Annotated in this window: 20 protein-coding genes; 11 read left to right on the plus strand and 9 right to left on the minus strand. The window is 43.5% G+C overall.

The genetic code is table 11. The annotated features are described in order from the left end of the window. Positions 1 to 73: 73 nt before the first annotated feature. Complete coding sequence (gene dcuC / locus MSG36_RS09975) at positions 74 to 1,441, plus strand: anaerobic C4-dicarboxylate transporter DcuC (protein ID WP_009845449.1); 1,368 nt, start codon at positions 74 to 76, stop codon at positions 1,439 to 1,441. A 182-nt stretch (positions 1,442 to 1,623) separates the two neighbouring features. On the opposite strand, the gene MSG36_RS09980 is transcribed toward dcuC, so the two are convergent. Further along, positions 1,624 to 2,256, minus strand: coding sequence for a response regulator (locus tag MSG36_RS09980; protein ID WP_008219279.1), 633 nt, complete (start codon positions 2,254 to 2,256; stop codon positions 1,624 to 1,626). Further along, positions 2,243 to 3,973 (minus strand): nitrate/nitrite two-component system sensor histidine kinase NarQ, encoded by a 1,731-nt coding sequence (narQ, locus tag MSG36_RS09985; RefSeq protein ID WP_248367573.1) that lies wholly within the window; start codon positions 3,971 to 3,973, stop codon positions 2,243 to 2,245. Before narQ ends, MSG36_RS09980 begins: the two co-directional genes overlap by 14 nt. A gap of 253 nt (positions 3,974 to 4,226) precedes the next feature. Here narQ and napF point away from each other — a divergent pair, with 253 nt between their 5' ends. The 6 genes from napF (at position 4,227) to MSG36_RS10015 (ending at position 8,868) form a co-directional block, all read left to right on the plus strand. Next, the gene (gene napF, locus MSG36_RS09990) at positions 4,227 to 4,706 is read left to right on the plus strand and encodes a ferredoxin-type protein NapF (RefSeq protein ID WP_060981228.1); all 480 of its coding nucleotides are present in this window, start codon (positions 4,227 to 4,229) and stop codon (positions 4,704 to 4,706) included. A gap of 23 nt (positions 4,707 to 4,729) precedes the next feature. Next, a complete protein-coding gene (locus tag MSG36_RS09995; RefSeq protein ID WP_060981227.1) occupies positions 4,730 to 5,035 on the plus strand; it encodes a chaperone NapD in 306 nt (101 codons plus the stop codon). Further along, positions 5,032 to 7,521: a periplasmic nitrate reductase subunit alpha gene (gene napA / locus MSG36_RS10000; RefSeq protein WP_248367575.1), complete on the plus strand. Its 2,490-nt coding sequence runs from the start codon at positions 5,032 to 5,034 to the stop codon at positions 7,519 to 7,521. The genes MSG36_RS09995 and napA overlap by 4 nt, the downstream gene beginning before the upstream one ends. A 125-nt stretch (positions 7,522 to 7,646) precedes the next feature. Then, entirely contained in the window at positions 7,647 to 8,108 is a 462-nt protein-coding gene (locus MSG36_RS10005; protein WP_017062614.1) for a nitrate reductase cytochrome c-type subunit, read from the plus strand. Positions 8,109 to 8,137: 29 nt separating this feature from the next. Further along, on the plus strand, positions 8,138 to 8,719 hold the full coding sequence (locus MSG36_RS10010; RefSeq protein WP_009845456.1) for a NapC/NirT family cytochrome c: 582 nt from the start codon (positions 8,138 to 8,140) through the stop codon (positions 8,717 to 8,719). A gap of 11 nt (positions 8,720 to 8,730) precedes the next feature. Then, complete coding sequence (locus MSG36_RS10015) at positions 8,731 to 8,868, plus strand: TIGR02808 family protein (protein WP_010430103.1); 138 nt, start codon at positions 8,731 to 8,733, stop codon at positions 8,866 to 8,868. A gap of 127 nt (positions 8,869 to 8,995) precedes the next feature. Here the strand turns inward: MSG36_RS10015 and phaC are convergent, their stop codons facing one another. The 5 genes from phaC to MSG36_RS10040 form a co-directional block, all read right to left on the minus strand. Continuing rightward, positions 8,996 to 10,822: a class I poly(R)-hydroxyalkanoic acid synthase gene (phaC, locus tag MSG36_RS10020; protein ID WP_248367577.1), complete on the minus strand. Its 1,827-nt coding sequence runs from the start codon at positions 10,820 to 10,822 to the stop codon at positions 8,996 to 8,998. Positions 10,823 to 10,897: 75 nt separating this feature from the next. Further along, positions 10,898 to 11,245 carry a phasin family protein gene (locus tag MSG36_RS10025; protein ID WP_076651599.1) on the minus strand — a complete coding sequence of 116 codons (348 nt, stop codon included), beginning with the start codon at positions 11,243 to 11,245 and terminating at the stop codon, positions 10,898 to 10,900. Between the two features lie 132 nt (positions 11,246 to 11,377). Further along, positions 11,378 to 12,589, minus strand: a complete 1,212-nt coding sequence (locus MSG36_RS10030; RefSeq protein WP_248367579.1) for an acetyl-CoA C-acetyltransferase — start codon at positions 12,587 to 12,589, stop codon at positions 11,378 to 11,380. A 26-nt stretch (positions 12,590 to 12,615) separates the two neighbouring features. Continuing rightward, positions 12,616 to 13,356: an SDR family oxidoreductase gene (locus MSG36_RS10035; protein WP_048613548.1), complete on the minus strand. Its 741-nt coding sequence runs from the start codon at positions 13,354 to 13,356 to the stop codon at positions 12,616 to 12,618. A 530-nt stretch (positions 13,357 to 13,886) separates the two neighbouring features. After that, complete coding sequence (locus MSG36_RS10040) at positions 13,887 to 14,570, minus strand: SH3 domain-containing protein (RefSeq protein ID WP_248367580.1); 684 nt, start codon at positions 14,568 to 14,570, stop codon at positions 13,887 to 13,889. A gap of 96 nt (positions 14,571 to 14,666) precedes the next feature. Between MSG36_RS10040 and MSG36_RS10045 the strand changes: the two genes are divergently transcribed. Together MSG36_RS10045 and MSG36_RS10050 are read left to right on the plus strand one after the other, a co-directional pair. Further along, entirely contained in the window at positions 14,667 to 15,242 is a 576-nt protein-coding gene (locus MSG36_RS10045) for a hypothetical protein (RefSeq protein ID WP_248367581.1), read from the plus strand. A 269-nt stretch (positions 15,243 to 15,511) separates the two neighbouring features. Continuing rightward, positions 15,512 to 15,754 carry a hypothetical protein gene (locus MSG36_RS10050; protein ID WP_017062621.1) on the plus strand — a complete coding sequence of 81 codons (243 nt, stop codon included), beginning with the start codon at positions 15,512 to 15,514 and terminating at the stop codon, positions 15,752 to 15,754. A 169-nt stretch (positions 15,755 to 15,923) separates the two neighbouring features. Here the strand turns inward: MSG36_RS10050 and MSG36_RS10055 are convergent, their stop codons facing one another. Then, positions 15,924 to 16,382 carry an Lrp/AsnC family transcriptional regulator gene (locus MSG36_RS10055; protein ID WP_019821936.1) on the minus strand — a complete coding sequence of 153 codons (459 nt, stop codon included), beginning with the start codon at positions 16,380 to 16,382 and terminating at the stop codon, positions 15,924 to 15,926. A 149-nt stretch (positions 16,383 to 16,531) separates the two neighbouring features. Here MSG36_RS10055 and MSG36_RS10060 point away from each other — a divergent pair, with 149 nt between their 5' ends. Then, entirely contained in the window at positions 16,532 to 17,461 is a 930-nt protein-coding gene (locus tag MSG36_RS10060) for a DMT family transporter (RefSeq protein ID WP_248367850.1), read from the plus strand. Positions 17,462 to 17,619: 158 nt separating this feature from the next. Beyond that, positions 17,620 to 18,084, plus strand: a complete 465-nt coding sequence (locus tag MSG36_RS10065) for a hypothetical protein (RefSeq protein WP_017062624.1) — start codon at positions 17,620 to 17,622, stop codon at positions 18,082 to 18,084. A 48-nt stretch (positions 18,085 to 18,132) separates the two neighbouring features. Here the strand turns inward: MSG36_RS10065 and MSG36_RS10070 are convergent, their stop codons facing one another. After that, the gene (locus tag MSG36_RS10070) at positions 18,133 to 19,506 is read right to left on the minus strand and encodes a HAMP domain-containing sensor histidine kinase (RefSeq protein ID WP_248367582.1); all 1,374 of its coding nucleotides are present in this window, start codon (positions 19,504 to 19,506) and stop codon (positions 18,133 to 18,135) included. Between the last annotated feature and the right edge of the window lies 1 nt (position 19,507).

Here is a 19,507-nt window from a genome sequence, read left to right on the forward strand (position 1 = left end):
TGCAGTTTTCTGTACATTCATTGTCATATTCTGAAACACTTTCTTATATTTTTTAAACTTTGTGGAGATTTCTATGTTAGAGCTCTTGATCGGATTGGTGATTACTATTGCTGTTGGTTACTTTATTGTGAAAGGCTATAAAGCGGCAGGTGTATTACTAACTGCTGGCCTTGCCCTACTTCTTATTACTGGCCTTATTGGTCACACAGTCTTACCAGCTAAGGTCGCTTCAACAGGTAACATGGTTACCGACTCACTAGAATTTGTTAAGTACATGCTTCAGTACCGCGGGGGCGGCCTAGGCATGCAAATCATGCTACTTTGTGGCTTTGCTTCTTACATGACGCACATTGGTGCTAACAACGTGGTAGTGAAACAATTCTCTAAACCGCTTGCTGCTATCAAATCTCCATATGTACTTCTTGTTGCGGCTTACATCGTAGCGTGTCTAATGTCTCTAGCAGTAAGTTCTGCAACGGGTCTTGGTGTGCTATTGATGGCAACCCTATTCCCAATGATGACGGCAATGGGTATTTCTCGCCCAGCAGCAGTTGCGGTTTGTGCATCACCTGCAGCCATCATTCTTTCACCGACCTCTGGCGATGTGGTTATCGCGGCAGAAAAATCAGGCATGTCTCTTGATGTGTTTGCGGTTCAAACAGTACTGCCTGTTTCTATCTGTGCGATCATCGTGATGGCAGGTGCGGCTTTCTTCTGGAACAAATACCTAGATAAGAAAGAAAACACACCAATGGAAAAAGTTGACGTTTCTGAAATCGAAACAACGGCACCAGCTTTCTACGCTGCGCTTCCATTCCTACCTATCATCGGCGTTTTCCTATTCAACGGTCGTACGATTCCAGGGCTTTCACTTGATATCTACACCATTGTGGTAGGTTCTATCTTCGTGGGTGCAGTTATCGATTACGTTGTTAAGAAGTTTGACGGCGAGAAAACACTAGAAGATTTAGACTCTTGCTACCAAGGCATGGCTGACGCGTTCAAAGGCGTGGTAATGCTGTTGGTTGCGGCGGGCGTATTTGCTCAAGGTCTAATGTCTATCGGTGCAATTGATAACTTAATTGGTCTTGCTGAATCTGCAGGTGCAGGCGGTATCGCATTGATGCTTATTCTAACAGGTCTAACAGTTGCTGCAGCTATCGCGACAGGTTCTGGTAATGCGCCTTTCTATGCATTCGTAGAACTGGCTCCATCATTAGCGGCGAAAATGGGCTTGAACCCAGCATTCCTAATCATCCCAATGCTTCAAGCGTCTAACTTAGGCCGCACAATTTCTCCAGTATCTGGCGTAATCGTAGCGACTTCTGGTATGGGTAAAATCAGCCCATTTGAAGTCGTGAAACGTACGTCTGTACCGGTAATCTGCGGTCTTATTACCGTTATCTTCGGTACGCTTGTATTGGTTCCTATGGCAGCGTAAGCCAACGTTAGTAAGCACAGCTACTTAGTAATACCAATATCGATATAAAATGCTTAAACAAAAGGCGCTGAACTTAATAAGTTCAGCGCCTTTTTTAATATCACTGTCTCAACATCGTTAAGACTATCGAGACACATATAAGCAGTCAGGCTTGAAATAGTTTTATTTCAAAGGAACAAGCCCTACTTCATTTCACCATAGCGCTCTAGATACAGAACCGTGGCAGCAGTACGTGAAGGCACTTGCAGCTTTTTCAGCAAGCTTTTCATATGTACCTTAACTGTCGATTCAGAAATAAACAGGTGATCAGCGATCTGTTTGTTGCGGTAACCTTTCGCAACTTCTTGAAGGATTTGCATTTCGCGTTCAGTCAGTTGGTCGAAGATATCGTTGCGGCTACCGGCGTCGTTCAGGTAACGAGCAACCACACTGCTGTATGCCTTGTCACCGCTGTGTGCTTGCTTAAGCAGTTCGATTAACTCATCGGGTTCTGTGTCTTTCAACAAGTAACCGTCAGCGCCCGCTTTTACGATCGCTTCTATGTCTGCAGGGCTATCAGAAACCGTTAGAATAACGATGTTAGCACTTGAGCCATCAGTACGAAGTGCTTTCAGCGTATCAAGTCCAGACATACCTTTCATATTAAGATCCAATAAGATCAAATCAGGTTCTTCTTCATGGGCAAGAGCGACTGCTTCAGTACCGTTACTTGCTTCTGCAATCACTTCGAATTCATCTTCAAAGCTCAGTAATTGGCTTATACCTCTACGCATCAATGGATGATCATCAACCAGCATTACTTTACAAATCGTCAACTTTAACTTCCTTCAAACTTTTATATTTCAATATGACTGTACAGCCTTCACCTTGAGCTGCTTCAATCGTTAAGTCGCCATTCAGTCTTGCCGCACGCTCCTGCATAATGCTCATCCCGTAGTGGTTCGTCTTGGAACTACTTGAGTCAAAGCCATCTCCATTATCTTTAATCACGACTAATACTTCACCGTCCTCATCGATACAGCATACATCTATCAAGTCGGCATTGGCGTGTTTTATTGCATTTATTGTTGCCTCACGAATCAACTGAAGCAAGTGAACCTGACTATGTGCATCAAGCTCTATGGATGAAAGATTATTGGTTAGGTTAATCTTTGCATCTGTTCTTTCGCTGAGTTCTTCAAGCATGGTGCTCAAAGCATCTCCGAAGTTGCCCTCTTTTATCGTCAACCTAAAGGTCGTGAGCAGCTCTCGTAATTGAGTATAGGCATCAGCTAAACCGTTGCCGATTTCCGACGCTATTTGTTCAGATTGCTCTCGATGCTGTTGTTCTGGCAATTTACCAATCACGCGCTTCAACAGCGTCACTTGAATTTTCAAGTACGACAGTGATTGAGCCAACGAGTCATGCAGCTCACGGGCAATCGTCGCGCGCTCTTCCATAATAATAAGCTGTTCGGCTTTCTTCTGCGCGCGATTATAATAGATAGCTCGCGATAAGAGTTGAATAAAACTCTCAATTAATGTCTTAGTTGAATGACCATGATGATATGAACAATATAAATAGCCCAAGATAAGCTCGTTATCATCCAACTTCATTTCAAACTTTTCATAATCCAAGTTCGAATCATACCCTTCATCCATAATCAATGAACGACCCGAGTTATCAGCTATCTCAAGCCTTAACGACTCTATTCCGTCTAGACTGACTAGGTGCTGCAGAATAGCTCGGAAGTTTTCTGGGGCGATACGTGTAACCGTAAGTTCTTGTGAAGAGTGATAAAGTGCCTGCAAAGATTGGTTGGCGTTTTGCAACTCGACTGTCTTAGCGTCTACAACTGACTCAAGGTTTCGATACAGCACGCCCAAATCTTTAGCCATCGAGTTAAACGTCTTAGTCAGAATGCCCAGTTCATTATTGTTGGTGACCTTTAATTCCACCTCAAAGTCACTGTTTTTGATCCGCTGACTGGCTCCAACGAGCGCGTGCAGTGGCTTAACAACTTGTTTACGTACAAAGTGAACAACAAAAAGAGATATGACCAGAATTCCACCGAGGCCTATACCACCAGCCCACGCTAACTTTATTAACTTATCTTCAGAGAACTCTTGCAGCTTATAAACGAAGCCATCGATTTCAGCCACGAAATTTTCAACCAACACGAGGTAGTGATCGCGATCTTCACTATTCAAGACTTGTTTCAATTCATGCCAACGGCCAATAATCAGATAGTAGTCTTGTGTAATGTCAGCTGGCACATTCCAACTGACTAAGTTGGTCATGGATGGCGAGTAAAGAGAGCTTTCGAATTCATGAATATGAGATTCGTAATCGACAGATTCTATTTGAATATCATGGGCTAAACGATAGCTTTGCATGCGCATTGAACCAGCCACGTTAACAGCCTCTGCGTCGTTTAGACTTGACGCCAATGTGAAGATCGCAAAACCAGTGGTAGCAACCGAAAGAAGAAGTATGGATAGCAGTGATTTAGCTATTGTACTCGTTACAGATGAAACAGGTTTAATAAGCAAAATCAATATCCTGAATGTAAATAAGTGGCTGTCCGAAACCTATTGTCACACATCAAAAAACAGAGCTCCATTCAATATGTGACCAAACGCTTCGTAATTTATTGATCTAAGACAATATAGAATCCCATTTAGCCCTTAAGGGGTATTTATACAAATATTTCTAAAACTACACTACTTGTGAGGATAAATGACAAGATATTAACGAAACAATGATCTACAATTACAACATCTTAGCAACACAAGTAGGCATTTAGTGGTAGACCTATCGAGACGACGCCTATTTTCTAGGCAAAAAGTAGATTCAAGCCAAATTAGATTGCCTTGGATTAACAACCTAGAAAGCTTTACAGATGATTGTACACGTTGCGGCAAATGCATCGAAAGTTGCGAGACGCACATCATCATTGTTGGCGACGGTGGTTTTCCTACTGTCGACTTTTCAAAAGACGAATGCACGTTTTGCTACCAATGTGCTGACGTTTGTCCCGAACCTATTTTTAAGCCAAAGCAAGGAGAGCCTTGGCAAGCAAAAGCAAGTATCTCTGATAAGTGCTTAGCGCAACAAAATGTTGAATGCCGAAGCTGTGGTGACATGTGTGAACCTATGGCCATTCAATTTCAACTTAGAGCAGGCGGTGTTGCTCTACCAAAAATCGAGTTAGATGAGTGTAGCGGTTGTGGAGCCTGCGTAGCAGTTTGTCCTACTTCAGCTATTCTTGTGAGTAATGCATAAAACAAAAATAACGAGAGCAATTTATGGCACTAAATGAAGTGCATATATCAAGTTTAGTCGTTCATGTGAGCCCAGAGCATCTAGACGAGATCAAAGCACAAATCGAGAAATTCGATAATGCAGAGATTTACGGCAGCAGTCCTGAAGGCAAAATCATAGTGGTTCTAGAAACCGAAAACCAAGGTTTTGTAACGGACACCATCGAAGAAATTAATAATATTACGAACGTTTTAGGGACAGCTTTGGTTTACCACCAAATCGAGACTGGACTAGACGAAACGGATTTAGAAACTGGAAGCAACAATTCTCAACTTGAGGGTGAAGTATGAAAATGACAAGACGTGCGTTTGTGAAAGCAAACGCAGCTGCATCAGCGGCAGCCGTTGCAGGTGTATCTCTACCAGCAACAGCAACCAACCTGATTGCTAGCTCTGATCAAACAAAAATCACGTGGGATAAAGCGCCTTGTCGTTTTTGTGGTACGGGCTGTTCGGTACTAGTAGGTACTCAAAACGGTAAAGTGGTTGCTACTCAAGGCGACCCAGAAGCTCCTGTAAACAAAGGCCTTAACTGTATTAAAGGCTACTTCCTTTCAAAAATCATGTACGGCAAAGACCGTCTTGAGACTCCCCTACTGCGTATGAAAGATGGTGAGTTCCATAAAGATGGTGATTTCGCACCAGTATCTTGGGACAAAGCTTTCGACGTAATGGCTGAGAAATGGAAAGCTTCACTGAAGAAGAACGGTCCAACAGGTGTTGGTATGTTCGGTTCAGGCCAATGGACAGTAATGGAAGGCTACGCAGCCGTTAAGATGATGAAAGCGGGCTTCCGTTCAAACAACATCGATCCAAACGCTCGTCACTGTATGGCTTCAGCGGTAGGCGCATTCATGCGTACTTTCGGTATCGATGAGCCAATGGGTTGTTACGATGACTTTGAACACGCAGACGCATTCGTACTGTGGGGTTCAAACATGGCAGAAATGCACCCTGTATTATGGACTCGTATTACAGACCGTCGTCTAAGCCACCCACACGTTAAAGTAAACGTACTGTCTACTTACTACCACCGTTCTTTCGAGCTTGCTGACACTGGTTACATCTTCAACCCTCAGTCTGACCTTGCTATTGCGAACTTCGTAGCAAACTACATCATTCAAAACGATGCAGTTAACTGGGACTTCGTGAAGAAGCACACACACTTCAAGCAAGCAACGACAGACATCGGTTACGGTCTTCGTGACGATGATCCACTACAGAAAGCAGCTGCGAACCCTAACTCAGGCAAAATGACTGATATTAGCTTCGAAGAGTACAAAGCTTCTGTTGCTGAATACACAGTAGAGAAAGCGTCTGAAATGTCAGGTGTATCTCAAGACGACCTTATCAAGCTGGCTAAGCAATACGCAGATCCAAACATCAAAGTAATGTCACTTTGGACTATGGGTATGAACCAACATACTCGTGGCGTATGGATGAACAGCCTTGTGTACAACATCCACCTTCTTACAGGTAAGATTTCTACTCCAGGTAACAGCCCATTCTCACTAACTGGCCAACCATCTGCGTGTGGTACAGCTCGTGAAGTTGGTACGTTCTCTCACCGTCTACCGGCAGATATGGTTGTTGCTAACCCTAAACACCGTAAGATTGCAGAAGACATCTGGAAACTTCCAGAAGGCACTATCCCACCGAAACCAGGTGCTCACGCTGTTGTTCAAGACCGTATGCTTAAAGACGGTAAGATCAACGCTTACTGGGTAATGTGTAACAACAACATGCAAGCTGGTCCAAACATCAACACTGAACGTCTGCCAGGTTACCGTAACCCAGACAACTTCATTGTATGTTCTGACCCATACCCAACGGCAACAGCTCAAGCTGCTGACCTTATCCTTCCAACAGCAATGTGGATCGAAAAAGAAGGTGCTTACGGTAACGCAGAGCGTCGTACACAAGCATGGTACCAACAAGTTAAAACTGTAGGTGAAGCGAAATCTGACCTATGGCAAATCATGGAGTTCTCTAAACGCTTCACCGTTGAAGAAGTTTGGGGCGAAGAGCTTCTTGCTAAAGCACCTGAACATCGTGGTAAAACGATGTACGACGTGCTTTACAAAAACGGCAACGTTGATGCATTCCCACTGTCTGAAGCTCAAGAGCTTAACGACGATGCACAAGCTCAAGGTTTCTATGTTCAAAAAGGTCTATTCGAAGAATACGCAGCCTTTGGTCGCGGCCACGGTCACGATTTAGCACCATACGATCGCTACCACCAAGTTCGTGGTCTACGTTGGCCTGTTGTTGACGGTAAAGAGACACTATGGCGCTTTAAAGAAGGTTCAGATCCATACGCTAAGAAAGGTTCTGATTGGGACTTCTACGGCAAGCCAGATGGTAAAGCACTGATCATCAATGCTCCATACGAAGCGCCACCAGAAGTACCAAACGATGAATACGATATGTGGCTATGTACAGGTCGTGTTCTTGAACACTGGCACACAGGTACTATGACTCGTCGTGTACCAGAACTTTACAAAGCAGTGCCGGATGCACTTTGTTACATCCACCCTGCAGATGCTAAAGCTCGTGGCCTTCGCCGTGGTGATGAAGTTCTTATCGAAAACAAACGTGGTGAAGTACGCGTTCGTGTTGAAACTCGTGGCCGTAACCGTCCACCACAAGGCTTGGTATTCGTACCATTCTTTGATGCAAGAATTCTGATCAACAAGTTGATCTTGGATGCAACGGATCCTCTGTCTAAACAGACGGATTACAAGAAGTGTCCAGTTAAGATCACTAAGGTTTCTTAATAGCCAAGCGCTTTTAGAACCTAGATACAAGATCTAACGTATTTAATATTGCGACTACTTTTTTCGTTACTTTTTGAAAGAAGTAGTCCACTCAAAGAATTAGCCTTTAGGCGGAGAAATTAACCATGAAAAAACTGATTACTGCCCTACTATCAGCTGGTCTTTTGCTAGCTGGTGCAGTTCAAGCTGAAGCTGAGCTGGATAACCCAGGCGGCATTGGTGGCGTAGAATCTCTACGTGGTGCAAGTGAACTTGAAGCAACTCGCGCAGCAGATGACTTCAAAAAGTTCCCTCGTGACCAAGTACTTGAGAGTGACTACGTGTACCAACCACCTCTAGTACCTCATACTATTCGTAGCTATGAAGTTTCTCTTAACGCTAACAAGTGTCTTTCTTGCCACAGCTGGAAAAACGCAAAAGAAATGGGTGCGACTAAAGTGAGTGTAACTCACTACATGAACCGTGAAGATGCGGTACTTGCAGACGTATCACCTCGTCGTTACTTCTGTCTACAGTGTCACGTACCTCAAGCTAATGCTAAGCCACTAGTTGAGAACGAGTTCAAACCTGTAGATTCACTGCGTTAATCGTAGCCGGACTGTAAGAGAGGCTATATATGATAAAATTACTTAAAGCGTTTTGGAAAAGACTCGCGACGCCAAGTAAAGCAGCCGTAGGCGTTGTTTTATTCTTGGGTTTCTCGGGTGGTCTTTTGTTCTGGGGTGCATTCAACACGGGTATGGAGGCGACCAACACAGAAGAATTCTGTTCTGGCTGTCACGCACCTATCGTTGCTGAAATCCAAGAGACAATTCACTACTCTAACCGTTCTGGTGTTCGTGCTATCTGTTCAGATTGTCACGTACCTCATGAATGGACAGATAAAATTGTTCGTAAGGTTCAAGCATCTAAAGAGCTATATGCACACTTTATTGCGAAAACCATCAATACCGAAGAAAAGTTCAAGGCACGTCGTGCTCACCTAGCGGAACGCGAATGGGCTCGATTGAAAAAGAACGATTCACTTGAGTGTCGTAACTGTCACCAGTTCGATTACATGGACTTCTCAGAGCAGAGCCCTCGTAGTGCGAAACAACACTCGACTGCGCTAGCTTCTGGTGAAAAAACGTGTGTGGACTGTCACAAAGGTATTGCACACAAACTACCAGACATGCACGGCGTTGAAGGCTGGCAATAAGGAGCGATTGAATGAGTACTTTAGAAAGCGTAATTTGGCACATCCTAGGTTACAGCGCTATGCCAGTTATCATTCTTGGCGGCTTCGCAGGTGTTGCAGCCGTATCTCTTTGGATTTTATCTATGGGTAAAGACAAAGAAATCGATTAACAATCGAGATGACGTCAACTTCTACCAGTAAATTCTGATATGAGTTGATACGAAAAAGCCACTGACTTCAGTGGCTTTTTTATTATCTGACGTTGTGTTTCTTTATAATTGAATGTGACTTAACGCCCTAAGCTTCGTTTTCTGGCGCTTCTTTCTCTGCAGTCTCTTTATCAACCTGCTCTTGATCGACAATCGGCAGCACCTGTTTTACATAGCTACCCGGCGCTTTACCAATCACAGGGTTAAGCTCAGAGCCTTGATTGAAAGGTTCGATTTTTTCGTCAGCTTCAAAACCCTGTAACCAATGATTCCAGTGAGTCCACCATGAACCTTCGTTGTGAGTAGCGTTCGATAGCCACTCATCTGCAGAATCGTCTAGGTTATCGTTGAGCCAAAAGCCGTACTTCTTCTTGTCTGGATGATTAACAATACCTGCGATATGACCTGATTCACCAAGCACAAACGTCTTGTTACCACCGGTATTCAGTGCACCGCGGTAAGTCCCCTGCCACAAGGCAATATGGTCTTCTTTCGCAGAGATGAAATAGCTTGGTATCTTGATCTTATTCAAATCGATCCAAACACCGCCTACTTTCACACCTTTGTCTTTAACCAGTTTGTTTTCAAGATAAAGCTCTCGCAGCAAGAAATTATGGCATGTAGAGGCAACGTTAGTGCTATCACTGTTCCAATACAGCAGGTCAAACTCCATTGGACTGCTGCCCTTGAGATAGTTATCGATGTAGTAGTTCCAGTACAAGCTGTTTTCACGAAGCAAGCTGAATGTCACGCTTAATGAGCGACCATCCATGAAACCTTTAGCGTCGTTCTGTTTCTCTATAGCGTTGATGATCGTTTCATTGATATAGGCACCCACCTCTCCCGGCTGAGAGAAGTCTAACAAGGTCGTAAAGAAAGTCGCGGTTTTAATGCGTTTCTTCATACGCTTTGCGGCGTAATAAGCGACAGTTGAAGCGAGCACAGTGCCACCAATGCAGTAACCTGCGGCGTTGATTTGCTCTTTACCTGTGATGTCTTCAATTGCCGTCACGGCTTTCGCTACGCCTTCAGTGACATAGTCGCCAAATTCTAAGTCTTTCTGCGCTTCACCTGGGTTGCGCCAAGACATCATGAATACGCTATGTCCTTGCTCTAGCAGCCAGCGCACCATCGAGTTCTTCTCACGAAGGTCAAGAATGTAGTACTTGTTGATGAATGGCGGGACGATCAGCAAAGGCGTCGCATTGACCTGCGGTGTCTTAGGATAGTATTGAATCAGTTCAAACAATTCGTTTTGAAAGACAACATCACCTTCGGTGTTAGCAACATCAACACCTAATCGGAAAGCGTTATTGTTAGTCATACGGATCTTGAGGATATCGGCGCTCGCTTCAACGTCTGCTTGTAACTGCTCTAATCCATCAAGCAGGTTTTCACCATTTCTTTCAAGCGTCAGTTTCATCAACTCTGGGTTAGTTGCAATAAAATTGCTTGGCGACAGTGCATTGATTGCCTGACGCGAAAAGAACGCAACACGTTCTTTAGTTTTATCGTCAATACCTTCGATAGAGTTGATGGTATCAATATAGCTTTTACTGAATAACAAATAGGATTGCTTGATAAAGCTGTAGAACGGGTCGTTTTTCCAAGCTTCATCAATAAAGCGCTTATCGCTGCGATCTTCAGAAATAACACTTTCGGTGTTGCCCATCAGCGCGGCATTCTGCCAGATCTTAAGTTGCTGTTCCCACCATTGAGATTGTAGCTGAAGTAGAACTGCGGGCTGGTTGGCGGCTTGTTCGAAGATTTTTGATGCATCATCAAAGTTCAATTCTTGCATCGCTTGATTGAGGGGAGATTGCGCGGCTTCCTTGTTTTGTTCAAAGCTTTCCCACCATTGCTGGTTTGTTTGTTGAAGTTTAACAAGGTAGTCCGAAAAGAAGTGTTGAAACATAACATGACTCCAATAATCGGAAAATCGCCACCGAGCCTCACAGTAAACACAGTGCTAACTCGATGGCGATTTTATTTATGCAGGTGTAACTGTTTTCAAGTTTTCAGTTGTTAGTGTTTCAACATCTTCTTTAAACTCTTTAGCCACAGCTTGAAGCTTTGAACTATCACTCATCATCTGTTGAGACAGTTGAGTTAGTGCTGCTAGTTGCTGGCTGTTGAAAGCCGTTAGGCTAGTCACGTCTTTGATTTCAGTCACTGCCTTCATTTGCGCAAGACCCATGTCCGTGTAAGTCTGCATCGCATTCATTTGCAGCTCTGTCATCGTTTGGACGTTCTTTGCAACCAACTTGTTGAACTTTAAGTACGGTTCAAATTGCTTTTCAGTTTGGTCAGTAATTGTTTTGAAAATATCCGTGTACATAAATAACTCCTGATGAATACATAGTTTAATAAATTTGTGTCACTATCAATTCAGCCGACGCTCATCGACTAACTCACGATGCTTTGCAAAGCTGAATCGATCTTTTTAAGCTTGCCACCGATATGTCAGGTTCTAACCTTCCATACCTTTTAGCAAAACAGCGGTTCCCATTCCTCCACCCACACAGAGTGAAGCAACGCCATAAGTCGTTTTCTGTTCAAGCATTTCATGGATGAGTGAAACAATAATTCGATTGCCTGAAGCACCTAAAGGATGGCCAAGCGCGATTGCACCACCATTGACGTTGACCTTTGGCTTGAACGCATCAAGCGGTAAATCATGCTGCTCTGACAATTGGTACATCACGCCAAGAGCTTGAGCTGCAAACGCTTCATTCAATTCAAACAAATCTACTTCTTCTAGAGTTAGATTCGCCTTATCAAGCGTTTTCGAAACAGCTTCTACGGGTCCTAAACCCATGATCTTTGGGTCCAGACCAGACTGTGCGTAACTGGTCAGTTCCACTAAAGGTGTTAGACCATGTTTCGCTACCGCCGATTCAGACGCTAAGATGATTGCACTCGCGCCATCATTGATGCCCGAAGCGTTACCAGCCGTGACTGTTCCTTCACGGTCAAAGGCAGGACGAAGCTTTTGTAGACCTTCGAAGGTTGCATCTGACTTCGGGTACTCATCGGTATCAAAAGTGACAGTTTGTCTGCGCTGCTTAACTTCTACAGGCACGATTTGCTCGTTAAATTTACCCGCCTCAATCGCAGCAACGGCTTTTTGTTGGCTCTCTAAGGCATAGTTATCTTGAGCTAGGCGCGAAATATTCAACGTGTTCGCAATATTTTCAGCGGTCATGCCCATGTGGTAGTGATTAAACGCATCGGTTAAGCCATCACCAACCAGTAAGTCTTTCATTGAGATGTCACCCATTTTGTGACCATTACGAACGCTCGCTGGTACCACAAAAGGAATTTGTGACATCACTTCAACGCCAGCAGCAATAACCACTTCAGCATCTTGTGCTTTGATGTGCGCCGCTGCGTCCATCACTGATTTCATGCCGCTTCCGCAAATCATGTTCACACCGTATGCTGGTGTTTCTTCAGGAAGCCCTGCATAGATGGAAGCCTGACGAGCAACCCCCATGCCTTGACCTGCCGAAATCACGTTGCCGACGATCACTTCATCAATCGCATCTAACGAAAGATCGACAGACTCAAGTGCACCTTTGATCGCAACGCCAGCCAGCTCGCCTGCAGATACGTTTTTTAGCGACCCGGTAAATGCACCAATAGGAGTGCGCTTAGCCGCAACAATAAATACTTTTTCCATCATTCCAATCCCTTGAGTTTCGCCAATTAGTGCATGTACAAGCCGCCATTCACAGACAATGTTTCGCCTGTAATGTACGCGCCAGATTCACTCGCTAAAAAGCCCACTGCGTCTGCAATTTCAACAGGTGTCGCTAAGCGTTTCATCGGGATTTGGTTCTTGATTGAATCCAGTACTTCAGGTTTCATTTGCTCAACCATAGGCGTTGCTGTGTAGCCAGGGGCAATCACGTTAACTGTTACGCCGCTACGAGCGCCTTCCGCAGCCAATGCTTTAGAGAAACCAATCATTCCAGCTTTCGCTGCTGAATAGTTAGTTTGTCCAAATTGACCTTTAAGACCATTGACGGAAGAGATGTTGATGACTCGGCAGTTACCCTTTTCACACATAGGAGCGAACAAAGGTTGAGTCACGTTGAACAAACTGTTTAAGTTCGTTTCGATAACCTCTTTCCACGCTTCGGCATCCATCTTTTTAAAGACGCTATCACGTGTAATACCTGCGTTATTGACTAGCACATCCACCGTGCCTTCTTCCTCTAACAACTTGCTTAAGCTCAGCGCACATTCCGCAGTATTGGTAACATCTAATTCAAACAATCTCACTTGATCTTCGGTGAATTGTTTTTCGTTAAACCAATCCAAGGCACATTGGTAATTTCCAGTAAAATAAGTCGCGATAACACGATAGCCGTCTGCAACTAATTTAGAGGAAATTGCTGAGCCGATACCGCCTTTTGACCCTGTAATTAAAGCAAGCTTTTTCATTAATGGTTCCATCCCTTACAAGCAATTAAATAACAATGATGTTAATAAGATAATGTCTTAGTTGATAATTAAACTTTACGTTTTGCTTTAATTAAACCTTACAACTCAAAATCAAAAAGTATTATTACAAATATAAAATATTTTCGTATTATGATTAAAAACTAGACTTACATCCCAAAATCAATGAAATGTTACGAATATGTAAATCAACGCAAAACTCTGATATTAATAAGGTTTATTTAATTTTACTTTTATCACCAAGCAGATAAGCCTTTGTAAATACGAAATAAATCTATATCTCTCAGCTTGTTTCAAGAATTATGCAATGTGGGAATTTGAAATGATTGATCACGAGAATAATAGCAAAACTCTTATTAGCCATTAATAAATGGTTCCTAATAATTCTATATAAGCTTCAATATAATTAACATTCTAAATGGGGAAGATGAGCATTATGAATAGACAAAAAAAGCCCACTCAATCTATGAGTGGGCTTAAGTAAATAGCATTAATAAATAGAGCGTGGGATCTTACTTCGTAAATATTTCATTTGTATTTACATCAAGATAAATTTTGTTTTCAAGGGACAACCCACCACAATAAATAAAATATACATCTCGATTGCTGTACTTAACAGATTTCACCCATCCGCCTAATTCTTCAAAATCACTTGGGACACACTTCCCTTCAGAGATCAGTTTAGCCACCGAATTACGGAATTTTTCTTGATGGATCTTAAGGTCATCAGACTTAACCAAATAGGAATCCAATATCTCTTTACTTTCTTTTTCCGAAATAATGACTTCATCATTCGATAAGCCTGACATAGAGACCCATTCCGCCGTCTGTGGGCCGCCTTCTTTAAGGACTATATAGTCTGAGATACGTGCCCATTCGCCTTGTTTCTCGAGTACCACCACCTTTTCTCCTTTATAGAGGTAATCTGTTATCAAGCCATCAATTTCAGGTTGCTCGACCACTTCAAGCTTTCTCTCCAAAACGTAAAATTCCGTCTGCTCGGGTTCAGGCTGAAGATCCATGATGGGTACAAGGTCAGATTCAGATTGCTCGGTAGCTTCTAACGCCGGCTCTTCCGTTTTCTCTTGTGGGATTGGGTCTTTATTCATGACCAAGAAGTAATATGCCGCTCCTCCCCCTCCGCCCAATATCAACAACACAAGTAAAGCGATCAGCGCTTTTTTCATCAAATCCACCAGCTCTTCCGTTATAGGTATGTCTCAAGTGTACATCAACTCATGCTGCTGCTCATCTATACTCTCAATAGAGCGCACGGTAAGTAGAGGAAAGTCATGAGTTTTTGGGGGAAGGTTATCATTGTAAGCGTAACTTTGAGTGCCAAGGTCGCTCTAGCGAATCATTGTGACCGTGAAAACTGGCAAACACTGTTGGATCGTCAACTCTCTTTTGAAGGTCGCTATAATCAGTACACCAAAGAGTTCAACCAAGTTCTTTCAACCTATGAGTCACAGACATTGTTATCTAAACACTTTAATGAAAAGCAGATCATTGAGCTTTGGGCAAAGTACGAAGAAAGGTTTAATGTGCAGCTCAATAATCATATGAATACCGCGTATGACGTCTCCGAGGTTTTGCTACAACAGGCGTATGTTGTGTCTAGTGAACTTGAAGGCGCTGACTCTCTAGCGTATTCATGGCAAGCCGTCGCCAAACACTGCACCAAAGCAAAACTCCCACGCCAGGCAGAAAGCGCGCAGGTGCACGTCCAAAGCTCACAATCACTCTCCCGAGATCTCCATACACTCAGTGAAAAATTCCGTCAGCTGTCTTCAAAATACCGCAGAGAAGCGACGATGATTGATGAAGCGCGCCACATAAACCAACCGGTAAACGATGCATCAAACTGAAATCACCATTAGATTCTCTCACTCGTTCGACTGGACTTTTCCGATAAATATGCCCAATCCCATTCATAATATTCTAAGAACTCGTTAATCAAAGCTTTATCAATAGGTTGTAAAAGTAATGTGCTATCCATCAACAATAAAGTTCAATTTCCGACCAATGCAAGCGAGTATGTGAGATATTCATCACAAAATAGATTTACAAACGCCAGAAAATTGTTATCATGAATCTTCATATAACTTAATAACAAGAAACATTTTGGCTAGGTAATATGCAAAAGACTATGGCTTTCAACTGCTTGAGTAACACGGAATGGACTGCAGAGATAAGAGGTAAACTTTTATCTGTAGCTAAACACATGGAAGAGTTCGGTTCAGTAAGTGAGCTAGAGCTATGTAAGATATTTGGAGAGACAATTTGGAATGACGGCGTGGATTATCATTCACATGCTTTTTCATTCAGAATTAATGCACAAACTGGGGATTGTTCAATCTCTAACTTTAAGTATCACTAAGTTTTGCACCTATCATATACGGAGCACCTTTCACGAGGGGCTCCGTTTTTTATTGCCTGAAGCCTGACACTTAATGGATGATTTTTGATATTGACCGCGCTTCTACTTCAAGAGTAAACCATTTCGTTTTCAGCTCATTCTGCCTTCGTGTTACTGCTCAGAGTTTGGCTTAATCGGTATAAATTGGCAGTGGTGCATTGCCTTTTACTTGTCTTATAGCAAGGTGGGTATGAATGTCTTTGACGTTAGAGAGCCTTTGAAGTTTTCTTGTAAATGCCTCGTAGGCCATCAAGTTCGGGCTAACCACTTCTAGCAAATAGTCATAAGCCCCAGATACGACGTGGCAACTGATCACCTCCTCCATCTCTACAATGGCCGCTTCAAACTTATCAATCGACACTTCTTGGTGGTTGTTTAAGCTCACTTCAACAAACACACTCATTGCGATGCCGACTTGTTCTCGTGACAAGCTCACACGATAACCGTCAATAATGCCCTTTTCTTCTAGCCTTTTGACTCGTCTTGCACAAGGCGAAGGTGATAACCCCACTTCATCAGCAAGTTCAGCCGTGGTTAACCTACCATCTTTTTGTAGCAGTTCGAGAAGGTGCCTATCAATTCTATCCATAGCAAATACCAAAGATTAGTTAAATCCGTTAATTATTTGATAAATATTAGCAGAAATCATCAACGATGGTTCAAGTTGAGCCAAAACTTGCCAACCTGTGGCACACCAACTGCTCCATAATGAGTCATCACCCACTCTCCTTCTATATTATGAATCTTGGCTACTTATCTATTACTGTCACCCTACTCATTTGGGCGAGCTTTTTCCTGTCTCTTAAAGGCGGCGCAAATTCAGATTTAACACCTGCCGATATCGCTCTCACAAGATTTCTCATACCGGCTGTGGTGTTATTGCCTTTGATGTGGAAAGCACGCAGCACGATTGCTGAAGTCCCTAAACGATATCTAACGGGTATGTTCGTAGGTAGCGGATTACCTTATCTGCTCGTTGCGGGAACGGCGATGCAGTTTGTTCCGGTATCACATGGCAGTGCTCTTGTTCCGGGCACGCTCCCTCTGTTCGTAACTGGAATTGCGGTACTCTTTTTTAAGCAGCCACTCAGCCGACACCGTGTTGTTGGTTTAGGTTTGGTTTTGCTCGGCATACTGTTGTTTTTAGGGAGTAGCTTAAGCAGCTTCAACTTTGAATACACCAAAGGTCATTTGTTGTTTTTATGCGGAAGTTTAATGTGGGCGATGTTCACCATCTCAGCCCGTGTCGCTAATCTTAATGCGTTAGTCAGTGCCGGTTTTATTTCTCTCTGTTCTACTTTGCTGTTACTCGTACTAATCTTTACTGGAACTCTCCCAAGCCACCTTATGGACACACCAATCGCTAATTGGCCCTTTACAGAGCTTGGCGTTCATTCAGCACTGCAAGGCGTTGGGGCGGGTTTAATCGCGGCGTTCACTTACCTTTATGCGGTTAATACCTTAGGGGCTGAACGCTCTGCCGCTTTTGGCAGTGCAACACCCGCTGTGGCAACCTTGTTGGCGATCCCGCTCTTTAACGAGATTCCAGATGCGATGACTTGGCTCGCCCTTGGTTCTATTTGCATCGGCAGTTTGGTCGCGAGCAACATATTCATGAGAAACGACCAGTCCATGCAGTACCAACCGCCAAGCCACAGCAAAGCCTGATACTGCGTTCAAACCTAAATACAGATCCCCTAAGCATCGATTTTAGGGCTTGTAGTACACAGATAAGCCTACAAACGTAGGCTTATCTAAAATCTGCTTTTTCTGAGCTCGCTTCTCCATTAAACTGTCCGACCTTTTTGCAGATCCAAGAGAACACCATGCAACGCGACTACACCTTAAATTGCTTAATCACCATGCCTCGCCATGAACTAGAAGAATTTAGTTTAAGAATGATTCATCGCCTTGTTCCTGAAGATGCAATGACGGAATTGTTTACGTTCGAGCAAGAAGAAGTCACCAGCGAAGAACGCATGCAATCAGCGAAATTTGACGCAATGCTTCGAATGACCGCTATCGCGCTTGGTGAAGTAAACCTAGCCTTCTCAGAGTCGGATAACTCGCAACAGAACATCGAGCGAATGACTCGCTTACTGCTTTGGCACTTCTACTCAATTTCTTTCAATCTTGAAGAAGCAATCGCAATCGAAGTGCACTGTGAGAAAGTAGAAAAGATCTTAAAGAACGCACCTAAAGATGCGTTTGGCTGGGTTAAAGAATTAACTGAGCTGCTTCACTTCTACGCGAAAGTGAACGAAGGCAACGAAGACAGTAAAGACGCTTAACGTTAGTTCTACGCAAGAACACATCAAGCTAAACGAAGGCAGATAGAGCTATACCGAAGGCAAGTAAAAGCTTTGCTGGAACGAGTTCTCTGCCTTTGTTGTTTCTAGCACGCTGTGATGTAACATCAGTATCGACTGCGCGATTTTAGTGCCAATACCTAACGAACCGTTCGGCGCTTCTTGTTCAACCTCATTATGAATCACCACCTTCACCCGTTTTGAATCCGCTTCAAAACCAGCCTCTAACGACACCACGGTGCCACTTGGGCTATGCCTCAATGCATTATCTAACAGATTCAAAATCAACCTCTCAAGCAGATCACTGTCACCCACAGCCTTGATTCCATTATGCATATTAACGTTCAACTCAACATTCTTATGGCGATACTGGCTTTGAATCGTTTCTAAACATTCGCTCATCAGCCCATTGAAATCGATTGAAGCGTATTGATATGTGGGTACCGGGTTATCATTCTTGGCGCTATCTAACAGCGAATGGAGTTGTTCAGACAACTTGTTGCCATTACGGTAAGCAACGTCAATTAACGGGTCTGATTGCGGGTTTTGAATCTTCCACGTTTCCAGATAACCCAACACACTCGACAATGGCGTTTTCAAATCATGACTGAGCTGTAATAAGCTTTGTCTGCGGTGTGATGACTGATATTCAAGTTGCAAAAACTGCTGTTGAATGTGCTTCGCCATCAACTGATACGAGCGTGCAATCGGCACCAATTCTGGTACTTGATGAATGAAGTTCGGATCCAATCGAAAATCTTGCTCTGCTTGCTGTTGAAGTTTGTTAGTTACTGCTTCTATTGGGTTTAACAGGCTACGTTTAACCAACAGATAAGCCCCAACCGCAAAACCTAGGATAGAGATAAGCATGAGCCCTGCTAGCGCGATGTATGGCGTGTCGACCTGCGAATTGGCAATCACGGTGTGACGATTACTGCCAATCAAAACGTACAGATACCCGACGGTCGAACCTAGCTCTTCAATCGCTGCTACGGAAAACACCTTGCGAGCCCCCGGATTGATCGGATCTTCCCCCAGAATGGGATAAGGCTCGTCGTTTAAAAACTGTTGAATGGGTGCTAAGTCTATCTGGTTGGCTAACACAGTGCCTTCTGGCGCAGCATGAGTCGTAATTTTGCCCTGACTGTCGAGGAAATAGATATCGAAATCTGGCCCTATCAACATCAAGGTGTGGAAAATGGATTTGAGCGCTTTAGGGTTGTAGTCGGTACCAATCATCAGAGGATTATCATCGCGCATATGAACCGCGAGCTCTTTGTGTAAGCTCTGCTTAGTTCTTTGTTCTATGGTCTCTTTTTGCCAATGATAGGTGTAAGCAATCACCACACTCACGAGCAGAAACCACAAACTGGTGAACAACACTAAACGCGATTTGAAACTCATG

The organism is Vibrio sp. 1CM8B (assembly GCF_023161685.1).
GTDB lineage: Bacteria > Pseudomonadota > Gammaproteobacteria > Enterobacterales > Vibrionaceae > Vibrio > Vibrio coralliirubri.

What these genes read in the sequence shown, in the direction of transcription:
- dcuC (WP_009845449.1), top strand. Translation starts at nt 74, where the DNA reads ATGTTAGAGCTCTTGATCGGATTGGTGATTACTATTGCTGTTGGTTAC.
- MSG36_RS09995 (WP_060981227.1), top strand. Translation starts at nt 4,730, where the DNA reads ATGGCACTAAATGAAGTGCATATATCAAGTTTAGTCGTTCATGTGAGC.
- napA (WP_248367575.1), top strand. Translation starts at nt 5,032, where the DNA reads ATGAAAATGACAAGACGTGCGTTTGTGAAAGCAAACGCAGCTGCATCA.
- MSG36_RS10005 (WP_017062614.1), top strand. Translation starts at nt 7,647, where the DNA reads ATGAAAAAACTGATTACTGCCCTACTATCAGCTGGTCTTTTGCTAGCT.
- MSG36_RS10010 (WP_009845456.1), top strand. Translation starts at nt 8,138, where the DNA reads ATGATAAAATTACTTAAAGCGTTTTGGAAAAGACTCGCGACGCCAAGT.
- MSG36_RS10015 (WP_010430103.1), top strand. Translation starts at nt 8,731, where the DNA reads ATGAGTACTTTAGAAAGCGTAATTTGGCACATCCTAGGTTACAGCGCT.
- phaC (WP_248367577.1), bottom strand. Translation starts at nt 10,822, where the DNA reads ATGTTTCAACACTTCTTTTCGGACTACCTTGTTAAACTTCAACAAACA.
- MSG36_RS10025 (WP_076651599.1), bottom strand. Translation starts at nt 11,245, where the DNA reads ATGTACACGGATATTTTCAAAACAATTACTGACCAAACTGAAAAGCAA.
- MSG36_RS10030 (WP_248367579.1), bottom strand. Translation starts at nt 12,589, where the DNA reads ATGGAAAAAGTATTTATTGTTGCGGCTAAGCGCACTCCTATTGGTGCA.
- MSG36_RS10035 (WP_048613548.1), bottom strand. Translation starts at nt 13,356, where the DNA reads ATGAAAAAGCTTGCTTTAATTACAGGGTCAAAAGGCGGTATCGGCTCA.
- MSG36_RS10045 (WP_248367581.1), top strand. Translation starts at nt 14,667, where the DNA reads ATGAGTTTTTGGGGGAAGGTTATCATTGTAAGCGTAACTTTGAGTGCC.
- MSG36_RS10050 (WP_017062621.1), top strand. Translation starts at nt 15,512, where the DNA reads ATGCAAAAGACTATGGCTTTCAACTGCTTGAGTAACACGGAATGGACT.
- MSG36_RS10055 (WP_019821936.1), bottom strand. Translation starts at nt 16,382, where the DNA reads ATGGATAGAATTGATAGGCACCTTCTCGAACTGCTACAAAAAGATGGT.
- MSG36_RS10060 (WP_248367850.1), top strand. Translation starts at nt 16,532, where the DNA reads ATGAATCTTGGCTACTTATCTATTACTGTCACCCTACTCATTTGGGCG.
- MSG36_RS10065 (WP_017062624.1), top strand. Translation starts at nt 17,620, where the DNA reads ATGCAACGCGACTACACCTTAAATTGCTTAATCACCATGCCTCGCCAT.
- MSG36_RS10070 (WP_248367582.1), bottom strand. Translation starts at nt 19,506, where the DNA reads ATGAGTTTCAAATCGCGTTTAGTGTTGTTCACCAGTTTGTGGTTTCTG.